Origin of the sequence: Streptomyces sp. GbtcB6 (assembly GCF_019091475.1) — a bacterium.
Classification (GTDB): domain Bacteria; phylum Actinomycetota; class Actinomycetes; order Streptomycetales; family Streptomycetaceae; genus Streptomyces; species Streptomyces hyaluromycini.
On record NZ_JAGXJL010000037.1, the window covers coordinates 53,852 to 76,501 of the forward strand.

The 22,650-nt window shown below is 69.3% G+C and carries 16 protein-coding genes and 1 pseudogene; 5 read left to right on the forward strand and 12 right to left on the reverse strand.

Going from position 1 to position 22,650, the window contains the following annotated elements; all coding sequences use genetic code 11:
- The first annotated feature begins 197 nt into the window (after positions 1–197).
- The 4 genes from KVT45_RS40565 to KVT45_RS40580 all read left to right on the forward strand — a co-directional run bounded on the left by KVT45_RS40565 (position 198) and on the right by KVT45_RS40580 (position 5,005).
- Positions 198–1,544: an NAD(P)/FAD-dependent oxidoreductase gene (locus tag KVT45_RS40565; protein ID WP_217554390.1), complete on the forward strand. Its 1,347-nt coding sequence runs from the start codon at positions 198–200 to the stop codon at positions 1,542–1,544.
- Positions 1,541–2,419 carry an SDR family NAD(P)-dependent oxidoreductase gene (locus KVT45_RS40570; RefSeq protein WP_217554391.1) on the forward strand — a complete coding sequence of 293 codons (879 nt, stop codon included), beginning with the start codon at positions 1,541–1,543 and terminating at the stop codon, positions 2,417–2,419. The genes KVT45_RS40565 and KVT45_RS40570 overlap by 4 nt, the downstream gene beginning before the upstream one ends.
- Positions 2,416–3,867 (forward strand): aldehyde dehydrogenase family protein, encoded by a 1,452-nt coding sequence (locus tag KVT45_RS40575; RefSeq protein ID WP_217554393.1) that lies wholly within the window; start codon positions 2,416–2,418, stop codon positions 3,865–3,867. Before KVT45_RS40570 ends, KVT45_RS40575 begins: the two co-directional genes overlap by 4 nt.
- 61 nt (positions 3,868–3,928) lie before the next feature.
- Complete coding sequence (locus tag KVT45_RS40580; RefSeq protein WP_217554394.1) at positions 3,929–5,005, forward strand: AraC family transcriptional regulator; 1,077 nt, start codon at positions 3,929–3,931, stop codon at positions 5,003–5,005.
- A 916-nt stretch (positions 5,006–5,921) separates the two neighbouring features.
- On the opposite strand, the gene KVT45_RS40585 is transcribed toward KVT45_RS40580, so the two are convergent.
- Positions 5,922–9,236, reverse strand: a complete 3,315-nt coding sequence (locus KVT45_RS40585; RefSeq protein ID WP_308311014.1) for a tetratricopeptide repeat protein — start codon at positions 9,234–9,236, stop codon at positions 5,922–5,924.
- A 134-nt stretch (positions 9,237–9,370) separates the two neighbouring features.
- Between KVT45_RS40585 and KVT45_RS40590 the strand changes: the two genes are divergently transcribed.
- The gene (locus KVT45_RS40590) at positions 9,371–10,627 is read left to right on the forward strand and encodes a hypothetical protein (protein WP_217554427.1); all 1,257 of its coding nucleotides are present in this window, start codon (positions 9,371–9,373) and stop codon (positions 10,625–10,627) included.
- 442 nt (positions 10,628–11,069) lie between these two features.
- Here KVT45_RS40590 and KVT45_RS40595 read toward each other — a convergent pair whose 3' ends face one another.
- The 11 genes and pseudogenes from KVT45_RS40595 to KVT45_RS40645 form a co-directional block, all read right to left on the reverse strand.
- Complete coding sequence (locus KVT45_RS40595) at positions 11,070–13,211, reverse strand: tetratricopeptide repeat protein (RefSeq protein ID WP_217554395.1); 2,142 nt, start codon at positions 13,209–13,211, stop codon at positions 11,070–11,072.
- Between the two features lie 78 nt (positions 13,212–13,289).
- Complete coding sequence (locus KVT45_RS40600; protein WP_217554396.1) at positions 13,290–13,739, reverse strand: hypothetical protein; 450 nt, start codon at positions 13,737–13,739, stop codon at positions 13,290–13,292.
- Between the two features lie 147 nt (positions 13,740–13,886).
- Positions 13,887–14,268 (reverse strand): annotated as a pseudogene (locus KVT45_RS56870) (transposase); the annotation flags it as partial.
- 250 nt (positions 14,269–14,518) lie between these two features.
- Complete coding sequence (locus tag KVT45_RS40610) at positions 14,519–15,736, reverse strand: protein kinase (protein ID WP_217554398.1); 1,218 nt, start codon at positions 15,734–15,736, stop codon at positions 14,519–14,521.
- Positions 15,733–16,533 (reverse strand): PP2C family serine/threonine-protein phosphatase, encoded by an 801-nt coding sequence (locus KVT45_RS40615; RefSeq protein WP_254648076.1) that lies wholly within the window; start codon positions 16,531–16,533, stop codon positions 15,733–15,735. The genes KVT45_RS40610 and KVT45_RS40615 overlap by 4 nt, the downstream gene beginning before the upstream one ends.
- Entirely contained in the window at positions 16,530–17,291 is a 762-nt protein-coding gene (locus tag KVT45_RS40620) for a VWA domain-containing protein (RefSeq protein WP_217554399.1), read from the reverse strand. The genes KVT45_RS40615 and KVT45_RS40620 overlap by 4 nt, the downstream gene beginning before the upstream one ends.
- A gap of 51 nt (positions 17,292–17,342) precedes the next feature.
- Positions 17,343–18,665 carry a hypothetical protein gene (locus tag KVT45_RS40625; protein ID WP_217554400.1) on the reverse strand — a complete coding sequence of 441 codons (1,323 nt, stop codon included), beginning with the start codon at positions 18,663–18,665 and terminating at the stop codon, positions 17,343–17,345.
- The gene (locus KVT45_RS40630; RefSeq protein ID WP_217554402.1) at positions 18,662–19,117 is read right to left on the reverse strand and encodes a hypothetical protein; all 456 of its coding nucleotides are present in this window, start codon (positions 19,115–19,117) and stop codon (positions 18,662–18,664) included. The genes KVT45_RS40625 and KVT45_RS40630 overlap by 4 nt, the downstream gene beginning before the upstream one ends.
- Positions 19,107–20,054 carry a serine/threonine-protein kinase gene (locus KVT45_RS40635; RefSeq protein ID WP_217554403.1) on the reverse strand — a complete coding sequence of 316 codons (948 nt, stop codon included), beginning with the start codon at positions 20,052–20,054 and terminating at the stop codon, positions 19,107–19,109. The genes KVT45_RS40630 and KVT45_RS40635 overlap by 11 nt, the downstream gene beginning before the upstream one ends.
- 325 nt (positions 20,055–20,379) lie before the next feature.
- Complete coding sequence (dacB, locus tag KVT45_RS40640; protein ID WP_217554404.1) at positions 20,380–21,708, reverse strand: D-alanyl-D-alanine carboxypeptidase/D-alanyl-D-alanine-endopeptidase; 1,329 nt, start codon at positions 21,706–21,708, stop codon at positions 20,380–20,382.
- A gap of 184 nt (positions 21,709–21,892) precedes the next feature.
- A complete protein-coding gene (locus KVT45_RS40645; RefSeq protein ID WP_217554405.1) occupies positions 21,893–22,648 on the reverse strand; it encodes an SDR family oxidoreductase in 756 nt (251 codons plus the stop codon).
- Positions 22,649–22,650: the final 2 nt, after the last annotated feature.

Sequence of the window (22,650 nt, forward strand, 5' to 3'; positions counted from 1 at the left end):
GGCGGACGATCCGGGCGGTGCCTCAGGAGACCGGCACACCACCAGGGCGGCGAGGTCCACCGGCCGTCACCGCGCCCGGCCGGTCAACGGGCTGGCCGCCGCGGCCCCCTTTGTGGCCGCACAGGCCAGTCCGCGGGAGCCTGTCCGCTGCCTAAGTTCCTCCCACACCAAACGTGGTGACGACAGGAGGTGGACTCGTGAAGAAGTCCGAATACGACGCGTGTGTCATCGGTGCGGGTCCCGCGGGGCTGGCAGTGGCACGGGCGCTCGGCGAGCGAGGGCTTCCCTGCACGCACATCGAGCGTCACACACGGCCGGGCGGTCTGTGGGACATCGACAACCCGGGCAGCCCGATGTACGAGTCGGCGCATTTCATCTCCAGCAGGACCCTCTCGGGCTTCGGCGGCTGGCCGATGCCCGACCACTTCGCCGACTACCCCTCGCGGCGGCAGGTCCTGTCGTATCTGACGTCCTTCGCCGACGCGTACGGACTGACGGAGCGGATCGAGTTCGGCACCGAGGTCCGTGACGTGGCGAAGAACCCGGACGGCACCTGGACGGTCACCCGGTCCGACGGACGGACCAGCCGGCACGGGCAGGTCGTGGTCTGTACCGGCTCGCAGTGGCACCCCAGCATGCCCGAGATCCCGGGTGACTTCAGCGGCGAGATCCGGCACGTGGTCGGGTACCGGAGCAGCGACGAACTGCGCGGCAAGCGGGTCCTCGTCGTCGGCGCGGGCAACTCCGGCTGCGACATCGCCTGCGACGCGGCCCGCGCCGCCGACCACGCGGAGATCAGCATGCGCCGCGGCTACTGGTTCATCCCCAAGCATCTGTTCGGCAGGCCGGTGGACACCCTCGAAGGCGTCGGTCCCCGGCTGCCGAAGTGGCTGGAGCAGAAGCTGTTCGGCACCCTTCTGCGGATCGTCAACGGCGATCCGCGGCGCCTCGGCCTGCAGAAGCCGGACCACAAGCTCTTCGAGACCCATCCGTCGGTCAACTCGATGCTGATGCACCACCTGCAGCACGGTGACATCACCGCGCGGCCCGGCATCGTGCGCGCCGAGGGCCGCACCGTCCACTTCACCGACGGCAGCAGCAACGACTTCGACCTGATCCTGCTGGCGACCGGCTACGTCCACAAAGTGCCCGTCGCCCAGCGCTACTTCGGCGACGAGCAGCACCCCGACCTGTACCTGTCGTCGTTCTCCCGCGAGCACGAGGGGCTGTTCGGTGTCGGCTTCGTCGAGACCAACGCGGCGGCCTACAAGCTGTTCGACGCCCAGGCGCAGCTGATCGCCGGCTTCGTCCAGGACGCCCGCCGAGGCCTGCCGAACGCCGAGCGGTTCGCCCGCATGATCCGGGGCGACCGCCCGGACCTGTCCGGCGGCCTGAGGTTCGTGGACTCCCCGCGCCACACCGGCTACGTCGACAGCGCCGCGTTCACCAGGTACCTCACCAAGGTCGCCGCCGCCATGGGCTGGCCCACCGAGGGACGCCCCCCGGCGGTGCCGGCCGTCCGCAGCAAGGAGTCGGTGGCATGAGCGGCTACGACTGCACCGGCAAGGTGATGCTGGTGACCGGCGGCGCGGGCGGCATCGGCAGCGCGCTGTGCCGGCGGTTCGCGGCCGGCGGCGCCGTGTGCGTCGTCGTCGACATCGACGGTGAGCGCGCGCAGCGGGTCGCGGACGCCCTGCCCGGCGCCGGTCACCTGGGGCTCGGCTGCGACCTGCTGGACCGGGCAGGGGTGGTGGCCCTCTTCGAACACGTCGCCTTCGCCTTCGGCCGCCTCGATGTGCTGGTCAACAACGTCGGCATGACCAGCACCGAGCGATTCGACGTGCGCGCGGTGGAGAGCATCGAACGGGAGATCGACCTCAACCTGCTCTCCCCGCTCGTCGCCACCCGTCTCGCCATCCCCCTGCTGAAGGCGTCCGGCGACCCACGCGTCATCACGACGGTGTCCCTGGCCGGCATCTTCCCGCAGGGCGAGACCCCCATCTACGCGGCGTCGAAGTTCGGGCTGCGCGGCGCCATGCTCTCCATCGCCCTGGACCTGGGGGACAAGGGCATCCGCGTCGGCTCCGTCCTGCCGTCGGCCACCGACACCCCGATGCTGCGTCAGGAGGCCGTCGACGGCGGCAACTCCCTCCAGTTCCAGGACCCGCCGCAGCAGCCGTCCGACGTCGTCGCCGCGGTGGTGAGCATGCTCGACCGGCCGCGACTCGAAGCGTATCCACGCGCAGGCGAATCCCGCCTGGTGCGCTTCTCCATGCTGGTGCCGAACCTCATCCCCAGGCTCCTCCCGCTCTTCCGCAGGCGCGGCGAGCGCGGCCTGGCGAGGTACCTGGAGGACCTCCGCCGCAGAGGACTGGCCCGTCAGGTCGACGGCCACTGGGAACTGGTGAAAGACGCATGACGGGGACTGGTGAAAGAGGCATGACCGTGACCACGGAAACGAACGTCCGTCTGCTCAGGATCGTCAACCCGGCGACCGGAGAAACCCTTGACACCCTGCCCGCCGCCACCGCCGACGAGGTGGACAAGGCAGTGGACCGGGCCCGCCGGCTCTTCGACAGCGGGGTGTGGTCGGGGTGGCCGCCCCGGGAGCGGGCCGCGGTGCTACTGCGCCTCGCCGACCTGATGGAACGCGACGCCGGGATCCTGGCCCGCCTGGACTGCGAGGACGCGGGCAAACCCATCACGGACTGCCGCACCGGCGACGTGCCCGGCGCGATCGAGTCGATCCGCTGGTTCGCGGAGGCGGCCGACAAGGTCTTCGGCCGCGTCGCACCCACCGGCCACGACCACCTCGGCCTGATGAGCCGGGAACCCGTCGGCGTGGCCGCCGCCGTCCTCCCGTGGAACTACCCCCTCGCCATGGCCGCCTGGAAGGTCGGCCCCGCCCTCGCCGCGGGCAACAGCCTGCTGCTCAAGCCCGCCGAAGCGACCCCACGCTCCGCCCTCCACCTGGCCCGGCTGGCCACCGAAGCGGGTCTCCCGGACGGGACGCTCACCGTCCTGCCCGGCCACGGGGCGGAAGCCGGCCGGGCGCTCGCCCGCCATCCCGGGGTGGACGCCCTCTCCTTCACCGGCTCGACGGCCACCGGACGGCGGATCCTGGCGGATGCCGCGGAGACCAACTTCAAACGGGTCTCCCTGGAGATGGGCGGCAAGAGCCCCCAGATCCTGATGCCGGACGCGCTCGACTTCGGTGCCGAACTCGTCGACGACATGGTCGAGGCCGCGTTCCTGACGGCGGGCCAGAACTGCACGGCGGGCTCCCGCGTCCTGGTCCACGAGGACATCGCCGCCGAGGTCGTCGCACGGTTCACGGCCGCCGCCGGGGCGCTGGCCATCGGGGACCCCGCCGACCCGGACACCCGGATGGGACCGTTGATCAGCGCTACGGCGCGGGACCGGGTCGCCGGCGCCGTGGACGAGGCGGTCGCCGCCGGCGCCGTGGCGCACGCACCCCGACTGCCGGAAGGCCTGCACCCGCACGGGGCCTACTACCCGCCCACCGTCGTGGTCGGCGCCCCCGCCGGCAGCAGGGTCCTCATCGAGGAACTGTTCGGCCCCGTGGTCACCGTCCAGAGCTTCGCCTCCGAACAGGAGGCGATCCGGATGGCGAACGCGACCGACTACGGCCTCGCCGCCTCCGTATGGACCCGCGACCTCGACACCGCCTTCCGCCTCGCCCGCGGCATCCAGGCCGGAGTGGTCTCCGTCAACGCCTACAGCGAGGGCGACATCACCTCCCCCTTCGGCGGCTGGAAACAGTCCGGATTCGGCGGGGCGGAGCGGTCCACCAACGCATTCGACCAGTGGACCAGGGAGAAGACGGTGTGGATCCGCACCCGCTGACAAGGCGGAAAGCGGACGCGACTGCCTAAAGTGGTCGCCAGTACGGCCCTGGAGAGAAGCCATGCCCGAGCCACCCCGTCCGGAGAACGGCACCACGCGCAGCACGTCGGCGACCATCGCCCCGGGCATCCTGCGCTACCTCACGCAGATCACCAGGGAGTACGGCGTCGACCTGCGGCCGGAGCTGACCCAGGTGGGTCTCACCGAGAGCCTGCTGCGATCGGCGGCACTGCGCGTCTCCTACCGTCAGGGCAGTGCCGTCATCCGGCGCGCCGTCGAACTCACCGGGGACGAGAACCTGGGCCTGCGGGTGGGAGCCGCACAGCACCTCACCGCCATCGGACTCCCGGGCTTCGCCATGCTCGCCAGCGACACCCTCCAGGTGGCCATCGAGACGGGCGTGCGCTACCAGAACGTGTCCGGGGCCATGACGGTCTGGTCGGCGGGCCGGGAGGGCCCGGACTACGTGGTGCGGGCCGACCTGCCCGATCCGGTGCTCGACCCGCACGTAGCCGTCTTCCTCGTCGAGGAGGCGTTCTCCAGCGTCGTCACGCTGGGCCGCCTCGCCGCCGGCGCCGGCCTCGCACCGAAGGACGTCCACTTCGCCTTCCCCGCTCCGCACGACGTCCAGCCGTTCCGCGACCTCTTCCGCTGCCCCCTGCACTTCGGGGCCTCCCGCAACCGGCTGGTGGTGCCGCAGGCATGGATCAACCGGCCGATGCCGGGCCGCGATCCGGTCACCTACGCCTCGATCCTCGAACTGCTCGAAGCGCAGATGGCCTCCCGGCGCCGCCAGCAGGACCTCCTGGAGGTACTGGAGATCTCCGTCGCGCAGAGCCTCCCGGAGGTCCCCTCCTTCTCCGAACAGGCCCGCAGGCACGCGTCGAGCGAACGCACGCTGCGCCGCCGCCTGGCCGGCTGCGGCACCTCCTACGAGGCGATCGTCGAGGGGGTACGACGCGAACGCGTCGAACAACTCCTGCACCGCCCCCACCTCACCCTCCGCGAGGTGGCCCGCCGGGCAGGCTTCTCCGACGAACGCGCCCTCCGCCGAGCGGTCCACCGCTGGCACGGCATGGCGCCGCTGCAACTCCGCCAAGCGTTCCTCTCGGACACCGGCGGGAACAGCACCCCGTGAGGAGCGGCAGACCCCCGGGCCGCCCTTTGCGGACCGGGTCCGCCTCCTCGTGCAGCAACGCGGAGATCGGCTAGCCGAACTGACGCGGCCTCAGCCCGGTGACCGGTGCCATACAGGCTGCAGGACGGCTCGGCCTCCATGAATTTGGCCTGCGGCCCGCGCAGCGCGGACACGTCGGTTGTCTCGCCTCGGGCGCCGCAGCAAGGCGGAGCGCACAACGATAGGCAGCGCCCGGCAGGAGCTCGCTTCTGGCTGCCAGGTCGATCTTCGCCTGGGCGAGCCAAACGTCATCGAGGAGTGGGCCGAGCGCGGGATCGGCCGCGCTACGCCACCGTCCGATTGCGTGAACACTGCCTTCTCCACCTGCAACGCAATGCTCACGAACTTCAAAACCGCTCGCTTGAGCTGCGCCTGGTGGGCGGCTGATTCCTGCACTTCGAGCTGCCGCCATGGAGGACTGCTTCTACCACCCCATGCGTCGCGAACGCTCCGCTGGCCGGGCAGGATCGGCGCGGTCTTGTATGGCCGGTCACGCCGGAGCGCGGGGTGGCATCTACCGCGACGGCGGATGTGACACCGGAAGATTCTTCCTCTGTTGGTGGTGCCACCGATGGGTAGATTTGCGATAGCAATCCACTTGAGTGAGGAGCGTGAGGCGTTCATGTCAGTTCAAGTTGGTCATGCCGCTGATAATTACCACGCGTGTTCGTGTTGCGCAAACGTGTCGTAACGCCCCCCGTCCTCCGCTAGTCTCGCCACCCGCAACGATCTTCCGCGCTGCGAAGGTTCGTCAATGCTCATGTTGAGGAGTGCCTTGAACATCTTCTGTACTCTGTGCGCCGCATCCAGCTTGGTGGCAGTCGTGGTGGAGCGCTGGATGTGGTGACACCGGGCCTCGCCGGCGCCTGGTAGGGACTCAGGAGCCGGTCGGTCGTTGCCCGGTCAGCAGGTGAAGCAGTTGCTCTGCTTCCTTGCCAGCGCCAAGCCGTCGATACAGCGCGACCGCCTGCTCGCCGTACTCCCGGGCCTGTTCGGCTCCGTGAGGCCGGAGGGCGGCGGTCCGCGCGAGTCCGGCAAGTGCGTGGGCGGAACCCAGCGGGTACTCCGCGCTCCGGGCTACTTCGAGGGCCTGCTCGTAACCCTGGAACGCGATGTGAAGCCGCCCTGAATCCCGCTGAACGTCCGCCATTCCGATCAGCGCGCGCAATCTCTCGTAAGGGTTGTCGATACGGATGGCCACCTGTTCCGCCATGGTGAAGTGCAGCAGGGCCTCGCCCCTGCGCGCCGACTGTGCATGGGCCCTTCCCATACTGATCAGCACATCGGCTTCGCCCAAGACGTCACCACCGGCCCGATGTGCGGCAAGGGCCCTTCGGTAACAGGCCAGCGCACGGTCCGTACGTCCTGAAGCCTGATGAACCGCACCGAGGTTGGTATCGAGAATCGCGAGCTCCTGTCGGCCGCCGTGCCGTCGCATCAGCACCAGGGACTGCTCGTAGCACTTGCGCGCGTCGTCGTAGCGCCCCTGGAGGTAGTGGAGTTCGCCGCGGTTGTTGAGGGCCTGCGCCAGCCCGTACGGGTCGGGCAATGCTTCGTAGATTCCCTGCATGAGCTGGACCTTGTGGAGTGCTTCGTCGTATCGCCCGGCGTAATACAGCGCCACACCTTCCATGTTGAGGGACTCGGCCTCCCCGGACCGGTCGCCGACCTCGCGGTACAGGGTCAGTGATGCTTCGAACACGCTCATGGCCGTGCCGCCGTGGCCGGCCGCTAAGTGTGCGCGGCCCGCCTGGAGGAGTGCGTCGGCTCGACCGTTGGCATCCCGCAGGTCCTCGTAGATCGACAGGGCCTCGGTCGCGCAGCGCAATGCCTCACGGTGATTCCGCTGGGCGAGAAGGTCCGCTCGGTCCGACAGGGTACGGGCGAGTGCGGACCGGTCGCCCGAGGCACGGAGTGCCGGTACGGCCGCGTCGAAGAGGTCCGCTGCGATGTCCCAGTCACCCCAGAGTTTCAGGGAGCGTGCCAAAACACCCGGAAACAGTCCGCCGTACTCCGGGTACGCGACCGCGGCGATACGGGCGACCGCCAGGAGATTGGCGCGTTCCACGCTGAGCCATACCGAGGCCTCGTCCGCGTTTGAGAAGTCCAGAGCGTAGGCGGACTCCTGTGTCGGGCCCAGTGGTATCCGCCGACGATGGGGATAAGCGAGATCGTCGGCCCGCTGAGCCGTGGTCAGATAGAAGGCGATGAGACGCCCCACCGACACATGCCGGGCCGCGGGCCGGGATGTTCCGGCCCCGACCTGCAAGCCGAAGGCTCGGGTCAGGTCGTGCAGTCGGTAGCGTCCACGCACCGGCTCGTCGAGGAGACTGGAGTCCAGCAGTTCCTCGATGCACCGCTCCAGTTTTCTCGGTTCTGTCTCGACGGACTGCCCGCCCAGTGCTGCTGCCGCCTGGCAAGTGATGTCGGGGCCTGGGTGCAGAGCGAGACTGAGCAGCAAATGCCTTGATGTATCACTGAGTTCTGTGTACGAAACCCAGAATACCGATGCGATCAGATCGTCGAACTCCTTGAGTGGCTCGGGCGCTTGAGCCAGCCGGTCGAGAAGATCTTGAAGGGCCCACGAGTCCCGATGCCGAAACCGGCTTGCCATCAGCTGCACAGCCAAGGGGTGGCATCCGCAGGCGTCCACGACCCTGTACAGGGCTTCAGGCTCGGCGGACGACCGTGCGGTGCCGACGATGCGGGTGAAGAGCGCAGCCGCCTCGGCCCTGGAAAGGGTTTCGAGCGGCAGCGAGGTGGCGCTGTCCAGCCCGGCCAGCCGGCTCCGGGTGGTCACCATGGCCCGACAGTCGGGGCTACCAGGTAGCAGGGGTCCGACCTGTTTGGCGTCTCGGGCATTGTCGAGCACCACGAGGGCGCGCCGTCGTGCCGTCCACTCCCGCCACCTGGCAGCCCTCCCCGTCGTCGTGTCCGGCAAGTCTCCGGACCACCCTGCGGCATCCAGTAACACGGCCAGAGCCTCGGCCGGGTCGAGAGGCTGCTGATCGCTGAAGCCCCGCAGGTCCACGTAGAACTGACCATCGGGATATGTGGAGGACAGGAGGTGCGCGGCATGGACGGCCAGAGCAGTTTTTCCGATACCGGGCATTCCGTGTATGACGGTGACAGGCAACGCGCTTGCCGCATGGCCTGCGGACTGCGAAGCGGCCAGAAGGATGCGCAGTTCGCTGACGCGTCCGGTGAAGTCCTTCGTGTCTCGTGGGAGGCAGTTGCGAGACTCCGGTGAGGGCGGGAGAGCGGACGATTTGATCTCCGTGCGAAGAAGGGTGCGATCCTGGTCGAGCATGCGGAGATGCAGGTCCTGCAGTTCCGCGCCCGGCTCGATCCCTTGGCTCTCTTGTAGCCTTCTGTGCGTGTCCCGGTAGGCGGCGAGCGCTTCGTCATGTCGTCCGGAGCGGTAGAGGGCGAGCATCAGGGATCCGATCACCTGTTGCGCGAAGGGATTCTGTGAGGCAAGTTCCTGAAGCTCGCCTATCAGATCCGCATGCCGTCCCAACTCCAGTTCCAGACTGATCCGTTCCTCGCGAACTCGGCGGTAATCCTCAAGCAGACGGGAACGCGCGGACAGCGCCCAGGGGTTGTCGGCGAACTCGGTCAGCGGCTCGCTGCGCCACAGAGCCTCAGTGGTGCGCAGCAGTCCGATGGCCAGCTCACGCTCGCCGCGTGCCGCTGCGGTCGCAGCATCCGTGCGCAGGCGCTGGAATCGCAACAGATCGATGTCCTCCGGATCGGCCCGCAACTGATACAGCCGAGGCGAGGGCCGATCCACCCGCGCCAGGCCGTCGCCCACCGCCCGACGCAGCCGGCCGCGAAGCCGGGAGATATAACTGTGCAGCGTGTCGAGGGCGGTTGGCGGCGGCTCGCTGTTCCAGACACGGTCCATCAGCGTGTCCACGGAGACTGGTTCGCCCCGTGAGTGGATCAAGGTGGCGAGCACTCTGCGTTCCTTCAGCGATCCGAGTTCGTATTGCTGCCCGCCATGCCACAGCTCAAGAGGTCCCAGAGCAAGAAGTTCCATCATCACCACCGACGGGTGTGCTTCTTCCTGCCGATTTTGACGGCGCCGCACATATGTGCGGCCATCGATCCACTGTTCTTTGAGTGGTGGGGCGGAGAGAAGGGGCGCATTGAAGCGCGGCGGGCGCACAGGATCGGGACCGGATTCCACGGGAGTGCAGGGTTCCTGCAAGCCAGCCGTCCCTCCCAGGGGGCATTCCAGTGCCATGGGCCGCTGACGGCCCGTCACCGACCGTGCAGGAACGCGGTCGAGAAGGCATGAAGGAGATCCGGGGGATTTCAACGATGAGTGTGACAGTGTCCGAGCCGCACTGGCGCCATGTGCCGGTGCGCCTGGACGTCGAGCGTTGGGCCACTCGAAGGACACGAAGGCGCGTCCTGGTCGTGGTGCACACGGTGATCGCGGGGCAGCGACTGCTCGATGCGGTACGCCTGCTGGACGGTGACGTCAGGGTGCAGACTTTTTTCACCCAGGCACCCGACGTTTTCGGTAACGGGGTAGCCGAGTTTCTGGCACGGGTCGGTGGTCTGATACTCCCATGGAGCCAGGCGGTGCAGACCCATTTCCATCTCGCCCTGGCCGCCAGTCATGGCAGCCTGCACGAACTGCACGGTCCGGTGATCGTGCTTCCGCACGGGGCCGGACACAACAAGCTCACCCCAGCGGCGCGCAACGGGGCCACGGTGGCACAACGCGGAACTTACGGTCTCAGCAGGCAGCGGTTGGTGCGGGATGGCACGGTCGTGCCCGAGGTGATCGTGCTGGCTCACAGTGAGGAGTTGGCCCGGCTCGGCCGTGAGTGCCCTGAAGCGGTGTCGGCGGCCGAGGTGGTGGGTGACCCGTGTTTCGACCGGATCGCCGCCAGCATCCCCTCACGGGCGTTGTACCGCGATGCGCTGGGCACAACGGCAGGACAACGTCTGGTTCTCGCCTGTTCGACGTGGGGGCCCGACTCGCTCCTGGGCCAGGGATGGGACGTTCTGGAACGGCTGATCGCTGAGCTTCCCAGGGACGAGTTCCGGGTCGCCGCGCTACTGCACCCCCACGTCTGGAACGCACATGGGGGCTGGCAGGTCCGGGCATGGCTCGCAGGGCTGGCGCGTTCGGGACTGACCCTCGTCAGTCCGAACGGGGACTGGGCGGGGGCGCTGGTCGCCGCCGACTACATCGTGGGCGATCACGGGTCTGTCTCGCTCTATGGCGCGATGACCGGCGTTCCCGTGCTCATGGCGGGCCGAGCGGATCCCGACGTGGATCCGGGATCGCCTTTGGCTGAACTCATGTCATTCGCGCCGCGGTTGCGGAGGGACCGCCCGCTGCTTCCTCAGATCAGGCGGAGTTCCGCGGCATGGCGTTCGCACCGGTACGAGCGGGTAGCGGCCCGCATCTCGTCGGAACCGGGCCGCTTCTCGCGCAAGATGCGATCGTTGCTCTACCGCAAGCTGCGGCTACGGGCTCCCGGCGCAGGGACCGTGACGCAACCGGCGCGCCTTCCGCTGACGGTTCGGTACGACGAACCCGGCAGTGTGGCGGCCCCATGACGAGGCTGCCGCTCATCGCTCTGGTGCGCCGGACGGCTGAGCCGCAGAGCGCCGGGGTAGGTGCTTCCGTACAGCGAGTTCGGACGCTGCTGCTGAGCGGGGCCCACAGAACCCTGAGTACGGACGAGCACATCAGAACCGCACTTCCCGCACCGGCACACTGGTCCCAGCTCGGTGATGTTCTGATCGTGCGTGGCGCCGGAGCGGCGAAGGCCGCCGCAACGGCTCTCCGCCATCCGGGCGCTCTGGTGGTCGCGGTGTACCAGGACCGCCGTTGCTGGCTCCGCCTCGGTGAGGTGGGCATCGTACGTGTGCTCGACGTTGACGGACCGGAGCACACGGAGGAGGTGTGGGGAGTGCTCGCCTCGCTGGCCCACGCGTGGCTGGTAACCGGGCGGCCGGCCGCGGAGTTCGGAGCTGCACCGCTGTACGTCGACCGGGTTCAGGCATCCGGCAGTCCGTTGTCCAACCGTCGAAGCCGGTGGCGGGTCGCCTCGGCTTCGGTCGACTGGGATCGGCCCACGGAAGAGTAGAGATCCAGAGCCTCACGGCATTGGTCCCGGGCGGTGCGCACCTCCCCGCACCGCTCGGCGACCTCGGCCATGCCTCCGAGGGCACGGGCCGTCTCGTAGTCTGCGCCCAGTCCTCGCAATGTCTGCAGCGCGGACGAGAACCGCTCCTGCGCGTCATCGAGGCGGTGCAGGGCGATACAGGCGTTACCCAGGAGTGTGTTCGCCCGCGCGGCGTTGTAAGTGTCGCCCGCGTCCCCCAGCGCGGAGCGCGCGGCTCGGCCGTGCTTGATAGCCTCCGCCGGGTGCCCGGTGGTGAGAGCGATGTCGGCGAGGTTCAGCCGGGCCAGTGCCCCGGCCCGCGCGTCCCCGCACAGCGTCAGTTCCACGTTGGCCTGTCGAAAGAGACCGGCGGCTTCGTCCAGCCGTCCGAGCCGTTGGAGGGCGAGGCCGCGGTAATTGAGCGTACGCGCCTGGCCCAGGCGATCGCCGCGGTCCAGAAACAGGTCCGCTGCACGCTCGAACATCTGCAGGGCAAGTCCGTGGTCCCCGGAGCCCAGTCGTCCCACGCCGCCCGAGGTGAGCATCCGGCATTCGGCCGCCTTGTCGCCGAGGGCCGCGGCAGCCGCCAGCCCTTCGTCATGAGCGGTGTGCCAGTCGTCGTAGAACTTGCGCCGCAGGAAGAGTGGCCATAGGGCGTCGGCCAGCTGCCAGGCGACGGTGGGAAAGCCCGCAGAGAGGGAGTGCCGGATTACCGACATCAGATTGGGAAGTTCCCGTTCCTGCCAGTCCAGGGCGGCCTCGGAATCGGCGCCGACGTCCGCGATGAATACCGGGTCGGAGCCGTAGTCGCGTGCCATGGTGCGATGCTGGGGATCGACGAGCTGCTCGGCGCGCGTGGCACTCGCCAGGTAATGGTCGGCGATCCGGCGTACGGCGCGTGCCCGCTCCTCGGGCGTCTCGTCCTCCTGCGCCTTGGCGATGGAGTGCAGACGCACGAGGTCATGGAAGCGGTGACGCTCTTCCTCCGTCTCGAACAGCAGACTCGCGTCGTGCAGCGTCTCCAGCGCTTCCGCGGCGTCCCGCTCACCGGCGAGCACCGCCACCGCGACCGCGGTCGCGAACTCTGGACCCGGGTGCAGTCCCAACAGCCGGTAGAGCCTGGCGGCAGAGGGGGACAGTGCCCGGTACGAAAGGTCCAACGCAGCCCGTACGTCGTGGTCGCCGTCGATGGCCAACGCCTCCAGCCGATCGCGTTCCGCGGTAAGAGCCCGGACCATCGTGGTGATACGCCTATGCGGTCGCGCGGCGAGTCTGGCCCCGGCGACCCGGACGGCCAGAGGTAGCCCGGCGCACAACTCGACCAGAATGCGTGCGTCACCGGGCTGCGAGGCCACCCGGTCGTCCGGCAGAGTGTCGGCGAGCAGTTCCACAGCGGCCTCGGGGGCGAGGGAGTCAAGATGGACCGGGTAGCAGCCGTCCACGGTCAGCCCTGGTAGACGGCTTCGACTGGTCACAGCCGCCACGTTCCCGCCCCCGGGTAACAAGGGGCGCACCTGAGCCGCGGTAGCGGCGTCGTCGAGCAGCACCGCAAGGCGTCGTTCGGCTGTCAACGACCGGTACAGAGCGGTCCGCTCGACCAGTGTCGTGGGAACCTGCGATGCGGGGACGCCCAGAGCGCGCAGAAAGCGCGCGAGAACCTGTTCCGGAAGCGCCGGCTCATCTGCCGAACCGGCGCCCAGTTCTGCATAGAGTTGGCCGTCCGGAAAGTACGCACGCAGAGTGTGCAGCCATTTCAGCGCGAGGGCAGTCTTTCCGATTCCGCCCAAGCCGCTTACAGAGGCCAGTACGGGCCGCGACGCACGCTCGGCTCGGGCCCGGTGCCGCTCCAGCGCCGCCAGTTCCACCTCCCGGTCGACCATGTGCCCGGAGGGCGGGAGCTGCCATGGCGTCAGTCTGCCGGGGGTGGCGTCGAAGCCGATGTGAATGCCGCCGTGCACCACACCCGCCTGGATGGTCGGGCCGTGGACCGTGCCGCTCAACTCGTTGTTTGAATTGAGCTCGTGGCTCTCCACTTGTCCCTCCGAATCGCCGGTTGTCCCACCGGTCCCTTTCACGTGTGTGTTGAACTCGCCGGCATGCCTCAGTGGGCGTCAGCCATCACGGCCCGGAGCGTTGCGCTGGGACTCGTGCAGGTTCAGATGGGAGAAAGACTGCCCTTGGAACACAGGACCGTGCTGTGTGCCACCGGTGATCGCATTGTGCACCGAACCTGCCGTGCCGTCCTTCAGCAGAGGAGCGAATTCTGCGACCAGAAACCGGAGTTCGTCCGCCATATCGGGATTGCGCTCCAGTAGGCGGCGTAGGCGGAGCCTCACCGCTGCGGTGATGTCGGACGTGACGTCGTCCTCGTCCGGGGCCCCGACGACCGAGATCAGGGCAGTGCGGGACTCGTCCAGCTCTCCGGCCACAGTGGTTGCTTCACCACCGCGAGTGAACAGCCGTGTCAAGCGTTGCTTCGCCTGCTCCCACGACTCGGTGACCATGAGACCCACGACCGTTGTTGCCCCGGTTCCGACGAGCATTGCCAATTCTGTGTCCACAGTGCTCCTTCGTTCGTCGGGATCTGTTCGATTCTGACCATCCACCGTAAGCGGGGAACCAATGGAACAACCACCGTCGGAATACGGACAATGCCGCTTCCGAGGAGGCCGCCCCGGCACGATGTTGGCCACGGTCGGCCGATAGGTGCCGAGTACCGGTGGGATCGCATCGGGCAAGGATGGCAACGGGGTGACAGCGTTGCGGTCGCCGTCGGTCAGCAGGATCGCGACTGGTGTGCCGTCTTGGGCGCCCTGACGGGGGAGGTGCCGACCGAGGTGGCGTTCAGTTGTGCGAGCAGGATCTCGTGCAGGCGGTGCCGGACGCCGGCCTCGTTCCGGTCCCGCAGGCGGCGCCGGCGGGTCATGCCGGAGCCGAAGCCCAGGTTATTGGGCAGGTACTCCCGTTGGATGCCGGTGTGCAGGAGGTACGCGATTCGCGTACGGCACCCCCGGTCCGGCAACGGTTTGCGGCTGGGACACCGGAACCTGCGTTCGCGTTGGGGAACGGCGGTTCCGGACGGTTCCACAGCCGCGTGTGGCCGTGTCGCTCTCGGGCACCCGCGTATATCGCGATCTGGCGGCCGGCCACGATGGCCGCACCGACCACGGCGGTCATCGCGCCCGGCCTCGTTCTCCAGGCCGACTCGGGGGAGGCGTCCCGACCGCCGCCGTCTCTCCCCCCCCCAGCGCACCGTCGGCGGCCCCGCCAGGGACGGCGAGCGCCTCTGTCCGGGGCCGTCACCGGTCGTCAGCACCCGGCGCCGGCGTCGCGTCGGCGGTCAGTGGTGGTGCAGGAGGACCAGGGCGACGGTGAGCAGCGCGATCAGCAGGAGGACCGATACCGACAGGCGTTTGGCCATGGAGGAGCGGGAGACGGGGACTCGGAAAGAGGGGGTGGCTGCGGAGGGGGCCGCGAGGGTGGGTTTCGGGTGGGCGGCCGGGGGCGGCGCCGTCGCGAGGGGCACCGGTGTCGACTCGAAGAGGTCGGGCTCCTGGCGGTCCACGCGGGCACACCATGGACAGGCGTCCAGATGGGAGCCGTACGTGTGATGGGTACGTACGGCACAGGACGCCATGCCGTTGCGCGTCGCTTCCAGGGCCTCGAACCACTCGGCCGGTGTGGGCCGGGCCGTGGGGTCGGACGGTTTCCTGCCGAAGGCGCGCTCGGCCAGGGCGAAGAGGGGTGGTGGAAGAACGTCCGGCGGGACCGTGCCCCGGGGCATGACGACCCGCTGGGGCTGGGTGACGTACGAGGTCCCGTCGGCGATGCGGCTGCGCATGGAGATGCTCTCCGAGCCCAGGTCCTTCGGATAGCCTGCGAACGGATGGGTGCCCCCGGTGAGGAGCTGGAAGACACATATCGACAGGGCGAAGCTGTCACTCGCCCGGGAGGCCGGCGCGCCCTCGAAGCGCTCCGGTGCGCTGTAGTGCGGGGTGAACATGTCGGACTGGTAGCGGGTCCTGCCGTCCGGATCCTGGAAGGACATCGAGTCGCAGTCCAGGAACGTCACGAACCCGGCCTGGTCCACCACGATGTTGCGGGCCGAGAAGTCGCCCACCACGATGTCCTCGCTGTGCAGACGGACCGTCAGGTAGGCCAGGTTCCAGGCGACGCCCAGCAGGAAGCCCCAGTCCAGTTCGGACCGGAACAGCGAGGTCCTGGTCGGCCGGTCGAACAGCGCTGCGAGCGGGATGTGCTCCGGCTGGGCGAAGCGCCGCATGACGTATCCGACGGTCGTGCCGTCCGCGTCCTCGGCCAGGGCGGCGGGCCAGGCCAGTTCCGGTGCCTGGCCGTCGTCGACGGCCCGGCCGAGCAGCGGACGCATCTTGATCATGCCGGCCAGCCGCCGTCGCTGCTCCTCGCCGGGGGGATCGTGGTAGATCTTCACCACGCGCCGCGGCTGTCCGCTGATCGCGTACACCGTGGCCTGTCCGCCCGACGCCAGCGACTCCTTCTCGAGCGGGGTGCGCTCCCCGCCGACGTAAAAGTCGTTCACAGGCCTCGAACCGCCCTGAGCAGAGTCTTGTCATCGGCGTTGTCCGCGGCCAGCCGCCGGGACCCGAGCAGCCGCGCCAGTTCCGCCGCCTCCTGCTCCTGGCCGATGTCCGGCCGCTCCATCGCACCGAGCACCCTGGAGACGAAGTTGTGCTTGGCGCGCTTCCTGTTGTTGCCGGGGAATTCCACGGCGGCCTGGGTCAGCCCGTCGGTGCACAACAGGATCCCGGTCACCTCGCTGTCGAGGACACAGGCCGTCTGCAGGCGCTGCGCCGCGTCGTCGGAGGTGACGAAGAACGCCTCGTTGCTGTACTCGCTCACCGGCGCGGGCTGGGGCAGCAGATGGAACTGCGGCTCCCCGGCCCGGACTCCGGCCCGCAGTACGGCGAACCCGTCACCCACGCTCAGATAGCCGAGCCATCCGCCGGTGTGCACGACGACGGTCAGGGTGGTCGCGAAGTCCTCCGGGTGCGGCTGGGTGCGGCGGATGAACTCGGCACGCAGCACGGTGAACCGGGCTCGCAGGAAGTCCTCCACGTCCCGCGGGTCCTGAGGCAGCGGAGAGGCGGGGAGGAAGAGCAGGTCCGCGAGTTCCACGGCCATCTCCGCCCCCTCCCGGGACCGTGACCGGCTGCCGGCCCCGTCGGCCACGGCGAGCAGGAAGGTGTCAGGACCGGTGCTGCGGTGCCGAAAGGCGTCCTGGCAGGGCATGTTGTCGCTGCGGTGCCGATGGCCGGTCACACTGACCCCGTGCAGCCGCCACTGCGTGGTACTGGGTGTCATCGTGGTCGCGTTCATGTGTCCCACGCCGACCTCTGGGTGGTGAACCTCGCGAAGATCTTCTTGTAGACCTCCTCGCCGTCGCCCTTGTCCTGGGCCCCGGCACTGGCGGACATCATCTGCAGCACCTGCCGGAACGGGAATCCCTGCAGGCGGGCGTAGTAATCGGGCGCTATGGCCCGCAGGACCCGTTCCCCGTGCGGGGAGATACCTCCGACTCCGATCGCGAACAGCAGGAACTTCTTCTTCTCCTGCTGCTCGGTCAGCATCGGCACGATCTGCTGCCAGTCGTCCGTCGGATGGCCCTCGGCGTCGGTCGGCTGTCCGTCGGTGATCAGGCAGATCTGCGGACGGGCGTAGAGGTGCCCCGCGGCGCGCAGCGCTGTCTTCCGAGCCGCGACCAGCCGTACGGCGGCACGCAGTGCCTCCGTCATCAGTGTGACGCCGCTGGCCTGCAGATGGGGCGCGCCGAACGCGCGCGCGGTGACGAAGGCGTCCGGATCCGCGGTGTCGGGCAGGGGAGTGGTGCCTTTCCAGGTGCACACCCGCTGCCCACCGAAGGTGATCAGTGCCACCTCGACGCTGTTGGTGAGGCTGATGTCGGCCCGCAGTTCGTGGACCCAGTCCCGCAGCGCCCCGTTGAGCATGGTGATCGGCTCGTCCGCCATCGAGGCGGAGGTGTCCAGGCAGAGCACCAGAGGCTGCCGCTGGGCGTTGCCGACGGGCAGGACATCGTTGTAGTAGTGCGGAACGCTTCGCGAGGCGTCGTCGTGCATGGGCTACCCCTGTGAATCGCTGTCGCGGTTTCTGTCGTGCGAGGTTCGGACTCAGCCGGACCGGGAGCCGTCTGGGCCGTTGTCGAGGACGGTCAGCTCGCCGGTGCTCTCCTGACGGAGGTCCACCTGCTGCCCGGGTTCGGGCGGTTCCCCGTCGCCGCTCCATGTCGCCCGGTAGAGCAGGCCGTTGACGGCCACATAGCCCTGCGGCCGAAGTGCCGTGCGGACGGTGCCCGGCAGCAGGTCCTGCCGGCGGGCGTGGCCGTCCGCCGACCGTTGCCTGGGCGCGGGCTCGCTCGTCGGAGCCTGTTCGCCCTTCCCTCCGGACAGGCGCTTTCCCCCGGGCGTCCGCCGACGCGGATCCGGCGCCGCGGCGTGCGCCGATCCGGCGTACGGCGGCGCTTCGCCCCCGTCCCCGCCGGGCGCGGACCGGGGCGGATGCCCTGGGCCGGAAGCCCGCGCAGCTCCCTGGACGCCCCCGGCGGATTCCGGGGTGACCGTCCCGCCGTGCCGGGTGGCGGTCGCGGCTCCCGCGGTGGCCGGGAACGGCCCGCGGGGACGACGGGTACGCCCGATCAGCAGGCCCAGCGCGGTCACCAGGCAGAGGAGCACGGCGAGGACGACGAGCAGGAAGGCCGCGTCGCCGGAGGCGCCGCCCGTCTCCGACCCGTCGTCGCCGGTGCCGCCGTCCGTTCCGCCCGCTCCCCCGTCCCGCGCCGCGGACCCGACTGTGAACAGCGAGGTGCGGCTGTCCTGGGCGAGCCCGCGCCGTACGAGATCGCCTGCACTGCGCTGCGTCCGGGCGTAGTCGCAGAACCCGTCCGCCGGACAGCCGCCGAGGTTCAGCAACTGCCGCCGGCCGCGCTCCGTCAGCGGACTGGCCACGCTGTGCCGCCCGACCACGCGGTGGGTGGCGAGTGCGAGCAGAAGGGTGCCTCCGCTGCCGGTGCGCACCCCGTCCGGCACGATCACGGTCAGTCTCCCGCGCAGTCGTCCCAGGGCGTCGGAGACGGGGCGTGAATCGTCGTTCTCGTTCAGTTCCTGCGGCGCCGAAACGGTCACGATGACCGAGTCGCGGGCGTCGGCCGGGGTCCGGCCCCAGCACAGTACGGCCGTGGTGAAGTCGGTGTCCGGGCACGATCCCGCGGCGGAGCCGGTCGAGGTCGTGGTCGAGAGCGGCGTGCTGCTCGCCGGTACCGGGGGAGAGGCGGTGGGGACGGGCGGCTCCGGTCGGGCGGCTCCGGCCGGCAGTGCGGCCACCAGGGCCAGCACCGAGCCGAGCAGGGCGACGCCCGCCAGGTTGCGGCCGATGACGGCCGTGCGTTCCGCTCGGGGCCGGCGCGTCCGGCGCGATCGGGTCGTTTCGTGGGTCACAGGCGGAAGACCTCGCGGCATCGGGCGAACATGGTCGAGGCCTGGTCGACCCAGCTCGACGCGGTGTCGTCGAAGTCGGGCTGGGTCATCCGGCACAACAGGGGCAGGGTGCAGACGCCGGCCAGATGGGGCTGTCTCCCGCGCACGTTCCAGACGGACAGGGTCGGCATCAACTGTTCGATGTTCCAGGCGTTGGCGGCGGCGGCCGCACGGGCCAGTTCGCCGGGCCCGAGGGTCCGGCCGTTCGTGATGAACGCCACCAGGAAGCGGCTGGACGTCGTGAGATAGACGTGCAGGTCCTCGGCGACCGCCGGACGGCGTGCCACGCTGAGCGACACATGGGTGGCCTCGTCGTGCACCGCGAGTCCCGTCCCGGCGGCCCATCGCTTCACCAGCCGGTTCCAGTCGGCGTCGAGGAGGTGCGCCGGGTGCCCGTCGTGTTCAGCCGCCATACCCGGCCGCCTCGATGACCATGATGTCGGTCAGTCCGTCCTCCAGTACGGCCAACGCGTTGCGTGTGAAGTCCGCTCCGCCCTGCTCCGCGCCCGGGTCCCAGACCGTGGGTACGTGTGGCTGCGGGCCGGGCCGGACGGTTGGTGCACCGGAACCCCCGCCGCTCGCCAGGAGTTCGAGCAGTTCGCCCGGCGACGGCCGTCCTTCGGGCCGCCGGGCGAGGCAGGCGCCGACCAGCTGCCGCAGTTCGGCGGGAACAGCGCTCAGGTCGGGCTCCTCGTGCAGGATGCGGCACAGGAGCTGCGCATTGCTTCCCGGGCCGAAGGGGCTGCCCCCGGTCGCCGCATAAGCGAGAACCACACCGAAGGAAAAGACGTCACTGGCGAAGGTCAGTCCCCGCCCCCTGATTTGCTCAGGCGACATGAATTGCGGAGTGCCCAGCAACGCACCCGGATCGGTGAGCGGCGGAAGATCCGCCACGTGCGCGATACCGAAGTCGATGACCCGCGGTCCGTCCGAGCCCATCAGGACGTTGTGCGGTTTGAGATCGCGATGGACGATCCCGGCGGCGTGAATATCGATCAGGGCCTCCGCCAGTCCCGCGCCCAGGTCCCGCACCCGTCCGCCGTCGAGGGCACCCTCGGCCCGGACCATGTCCCACAGCGCGCAACCCGGTACGAACACCGTGGCCAGCCAGGGTTCGGAGCAGTCGGTGTCGGCATCCACCACGGGCGCGGTGTAAGCCCCGTTGACCTTCCGCGCCGCGGCGACCTCCCGGGCGAACCGCCGGCGGAAGTCCGGGTTCGCGGCGAGCTCGGAACGGATGACCTTCACGGCCAGCGACCGGCCGCCCCGGCTGCGGGTCAGATAGACCGCCCCCATACCGCCACGTCCGAGGAAATCGGATATCGGATACGGGCCTATTCGTAAAGGCATGCGATTTTGTTCCACCGTGCGTTCGATTCCCCCCCGGGAAAAGGCCGCACCTGAGTCAAACCTCTACGGACATGCGTCGACAGGTGCGGATTCACCGGGAAATTCCCGGTGAATTCCGGTATAGCGTAGCGGCGAAGACAGGTTCCGCACCCTGTTATGAAGCAAGAAAGAAAAAAAGCACCGGTTCCCTGCCTCGTCCTGCCCCACGGCTTACGACCGCCACAAGGTGCCCCGCGTCGCCGGGGGGCGTCGTACCGCATGGTGCGGTCCCCGGCCGAGGACCGCCTCGTCCACCGGCCGACGGGACGGTCACCGCCCAAAAGTCTTATGCCCAGCAGCCGTTGACGGTGGCCGCCAGGCCGTCCAGGGCGTCCTTGGTGGCGGCCGGGTCGGCGGCGGAGTTGTTCTCGATGAAGGAGAAGATCTTCCAGCGGCCGTCCGCGGCCTTGGTCAGTCCGCTCAGCGCGATCGCACCGGTGAGGGTGCCCGTCTTCGCCTGGACCTTGCCGACGGCGCACTGCGAGTCCGCGGTGTCGAACCGGCCCCATTCGGGACCCAGGGTGGAGCCGGCTTCTCCCGCCACGGGCAGGCCGTCGATGATGGAGGCGAGGGTCTGGGCGTTGCGGGGGGCGTCGGCCACGTCGAGGATGTCGGCGATGGTCTGTGCCGGGATGCGGTTGGCGCGGGACAGACCGCTGCCGTCGTGGATCTCGTAGTTGTCCAGCGAGACGCCGTACCCGCTGAGCACCTCGCGTACGACGGCCGCGCCGTCCTCGAAGGTGGGCTGGCGTCCGGCGCCGATCGCGGTCATCCGCAACAGTGTCTCGGCGATATCGTTGTCACTCACCTTGAGCATGTGCTTCACGATGGTGGACAGCGCGGCGGACTGGTGCTGGGCGACCGGCACGTCGCCCGTGCCGGCCGTCGCGTGGGTGACGGTGCCCGTGACGGTGACGCCCTGCGCGGCGAGGAGCTTGGCGAAGGTCTGGCCCGCGTCGAGGGACGTGTCCGTGACGTGGTGGCCGTCGACCACCAACGCCCGTACCGGTGCGACGGAGTCCGGGTAGTAGCCGTCGTTCCAGCCGGTCGCGAGCGTGGGCGCGGGGAAGAGGCTGTCGTCCACCCGGACCTTGACCGAGGTGAGACCCGCGCTCTTGAGTCCCGCGACGGCGGTCTTCGCCATCGCGGCGAGGTCGGCGCTGGTCAGGGTGCGGTCGCCGCCGCCGATGAGGGTGAGCGTGCCGTTGCCGTAGACGGCCTTGGTGGTGAACCGGTGGTCGGGGCCCAGCACCGTCAACGCGGCGGTGGCGGTGCCGAGTTTGGTGTTGGACGCGGGCATCAGCGCGGTGGCCGCGTCGTGGCCCCAGACGACCTTCTCGGACTCGGCGTCGATGACGACGCCGCTGAGGGTGCTGCCGAGACGGGTGTCCTGGACGCGGGTGCTGAGATCGTCCGCGATCTTCTGCTCGGCGGGGTCGAGTGCCGTGGCCGTGGAGACGGTGTTGCCGGCGGCGAAGGCGGTCGTACCGAAAAGGATCGTCCCGGCGACGGGGACGGTCACCGCGACGACGGCGACCCGGCGGAGTGCGGGGTGCAGGGTTCTCGCCTTGTGGTGACGAGCGGTCGTACGGGCGGGGGAAGGGGGGTTGGACATGCAGGCCTCGGCGAAGTGCTGGTGCGGAAAAGGGAGTTGGCAGGGAGAACTCGGGTTCCCGAGAGTGAAAGTTACAGGCATGATCCCGTTTCCGAGGTGGTTCCTGTGGACGTTCACACCAGCACCGCCGGCGAGGTGTTCCTGACCAAGGCCGAGGAACACCTCCCCGCACCGCTGCGCACCGTCAGAATCCGTGTCGCGCGCCGCCGTCCACCTGGAGCATGAGCCCGGTCAGGTACGAGGCCGCCGGGGACAGCAGGAACGCGCCCGCACGTCCGAACTCCTCCGGTGTGCCGTACCGGCGCAGTGGAATCCGGGACTCGTTGGCGGCTCGCGTGCCCTCGGGGTCGGCGGACAGTCCGTCCAGCTCACGCATGCGATCCGTGCCGATCCGTCCCGGCAGCAGTCCGAAGACGCGGATGCCGCGCGGCCCCAGCTCGTCCGCGAGCGACTTGGCCAGACCGGCGAGGCCGGGCCGCAGCCCGTTGGAGATGACCATCCCGGGGGTCGGCTCGTACGCCGTGATCGACAGGACGAACCCGATGGAGCCCCCGGCCGTCAGCTCCGCGGCCGCCGCCCGGGCGAGCCGTACCGCACCCAGGAACACCGACTCGAACGCCGCCTGCCACTGTGCGTCGGTGTGGTCCGCGATGCGGCCGGCGGGCGGTCCGCCGACGCTGACGAGGATGCCGTCGAAGCCGCCGAACCGCTCGCGTGCGGTGGCGATCAGTCGTTCCGGTGCTCGCGGGTCTGCGTTGTCGACGCCGACTCCGGCCGCGTTCGGGCCGAGCTCCGCCGCCGCCTCGGCCGCACGCTTCGCGTCGCGGCCGGCGACGACCACCCTGGCCCCGTCGGCGACCAGTTCGCGGGCGACGGCGAAGCCCAGCCCGCGGGTGGCACCGGTGAGGACGTACACCCTGTCCTTGAGTTCGAGATCCATGG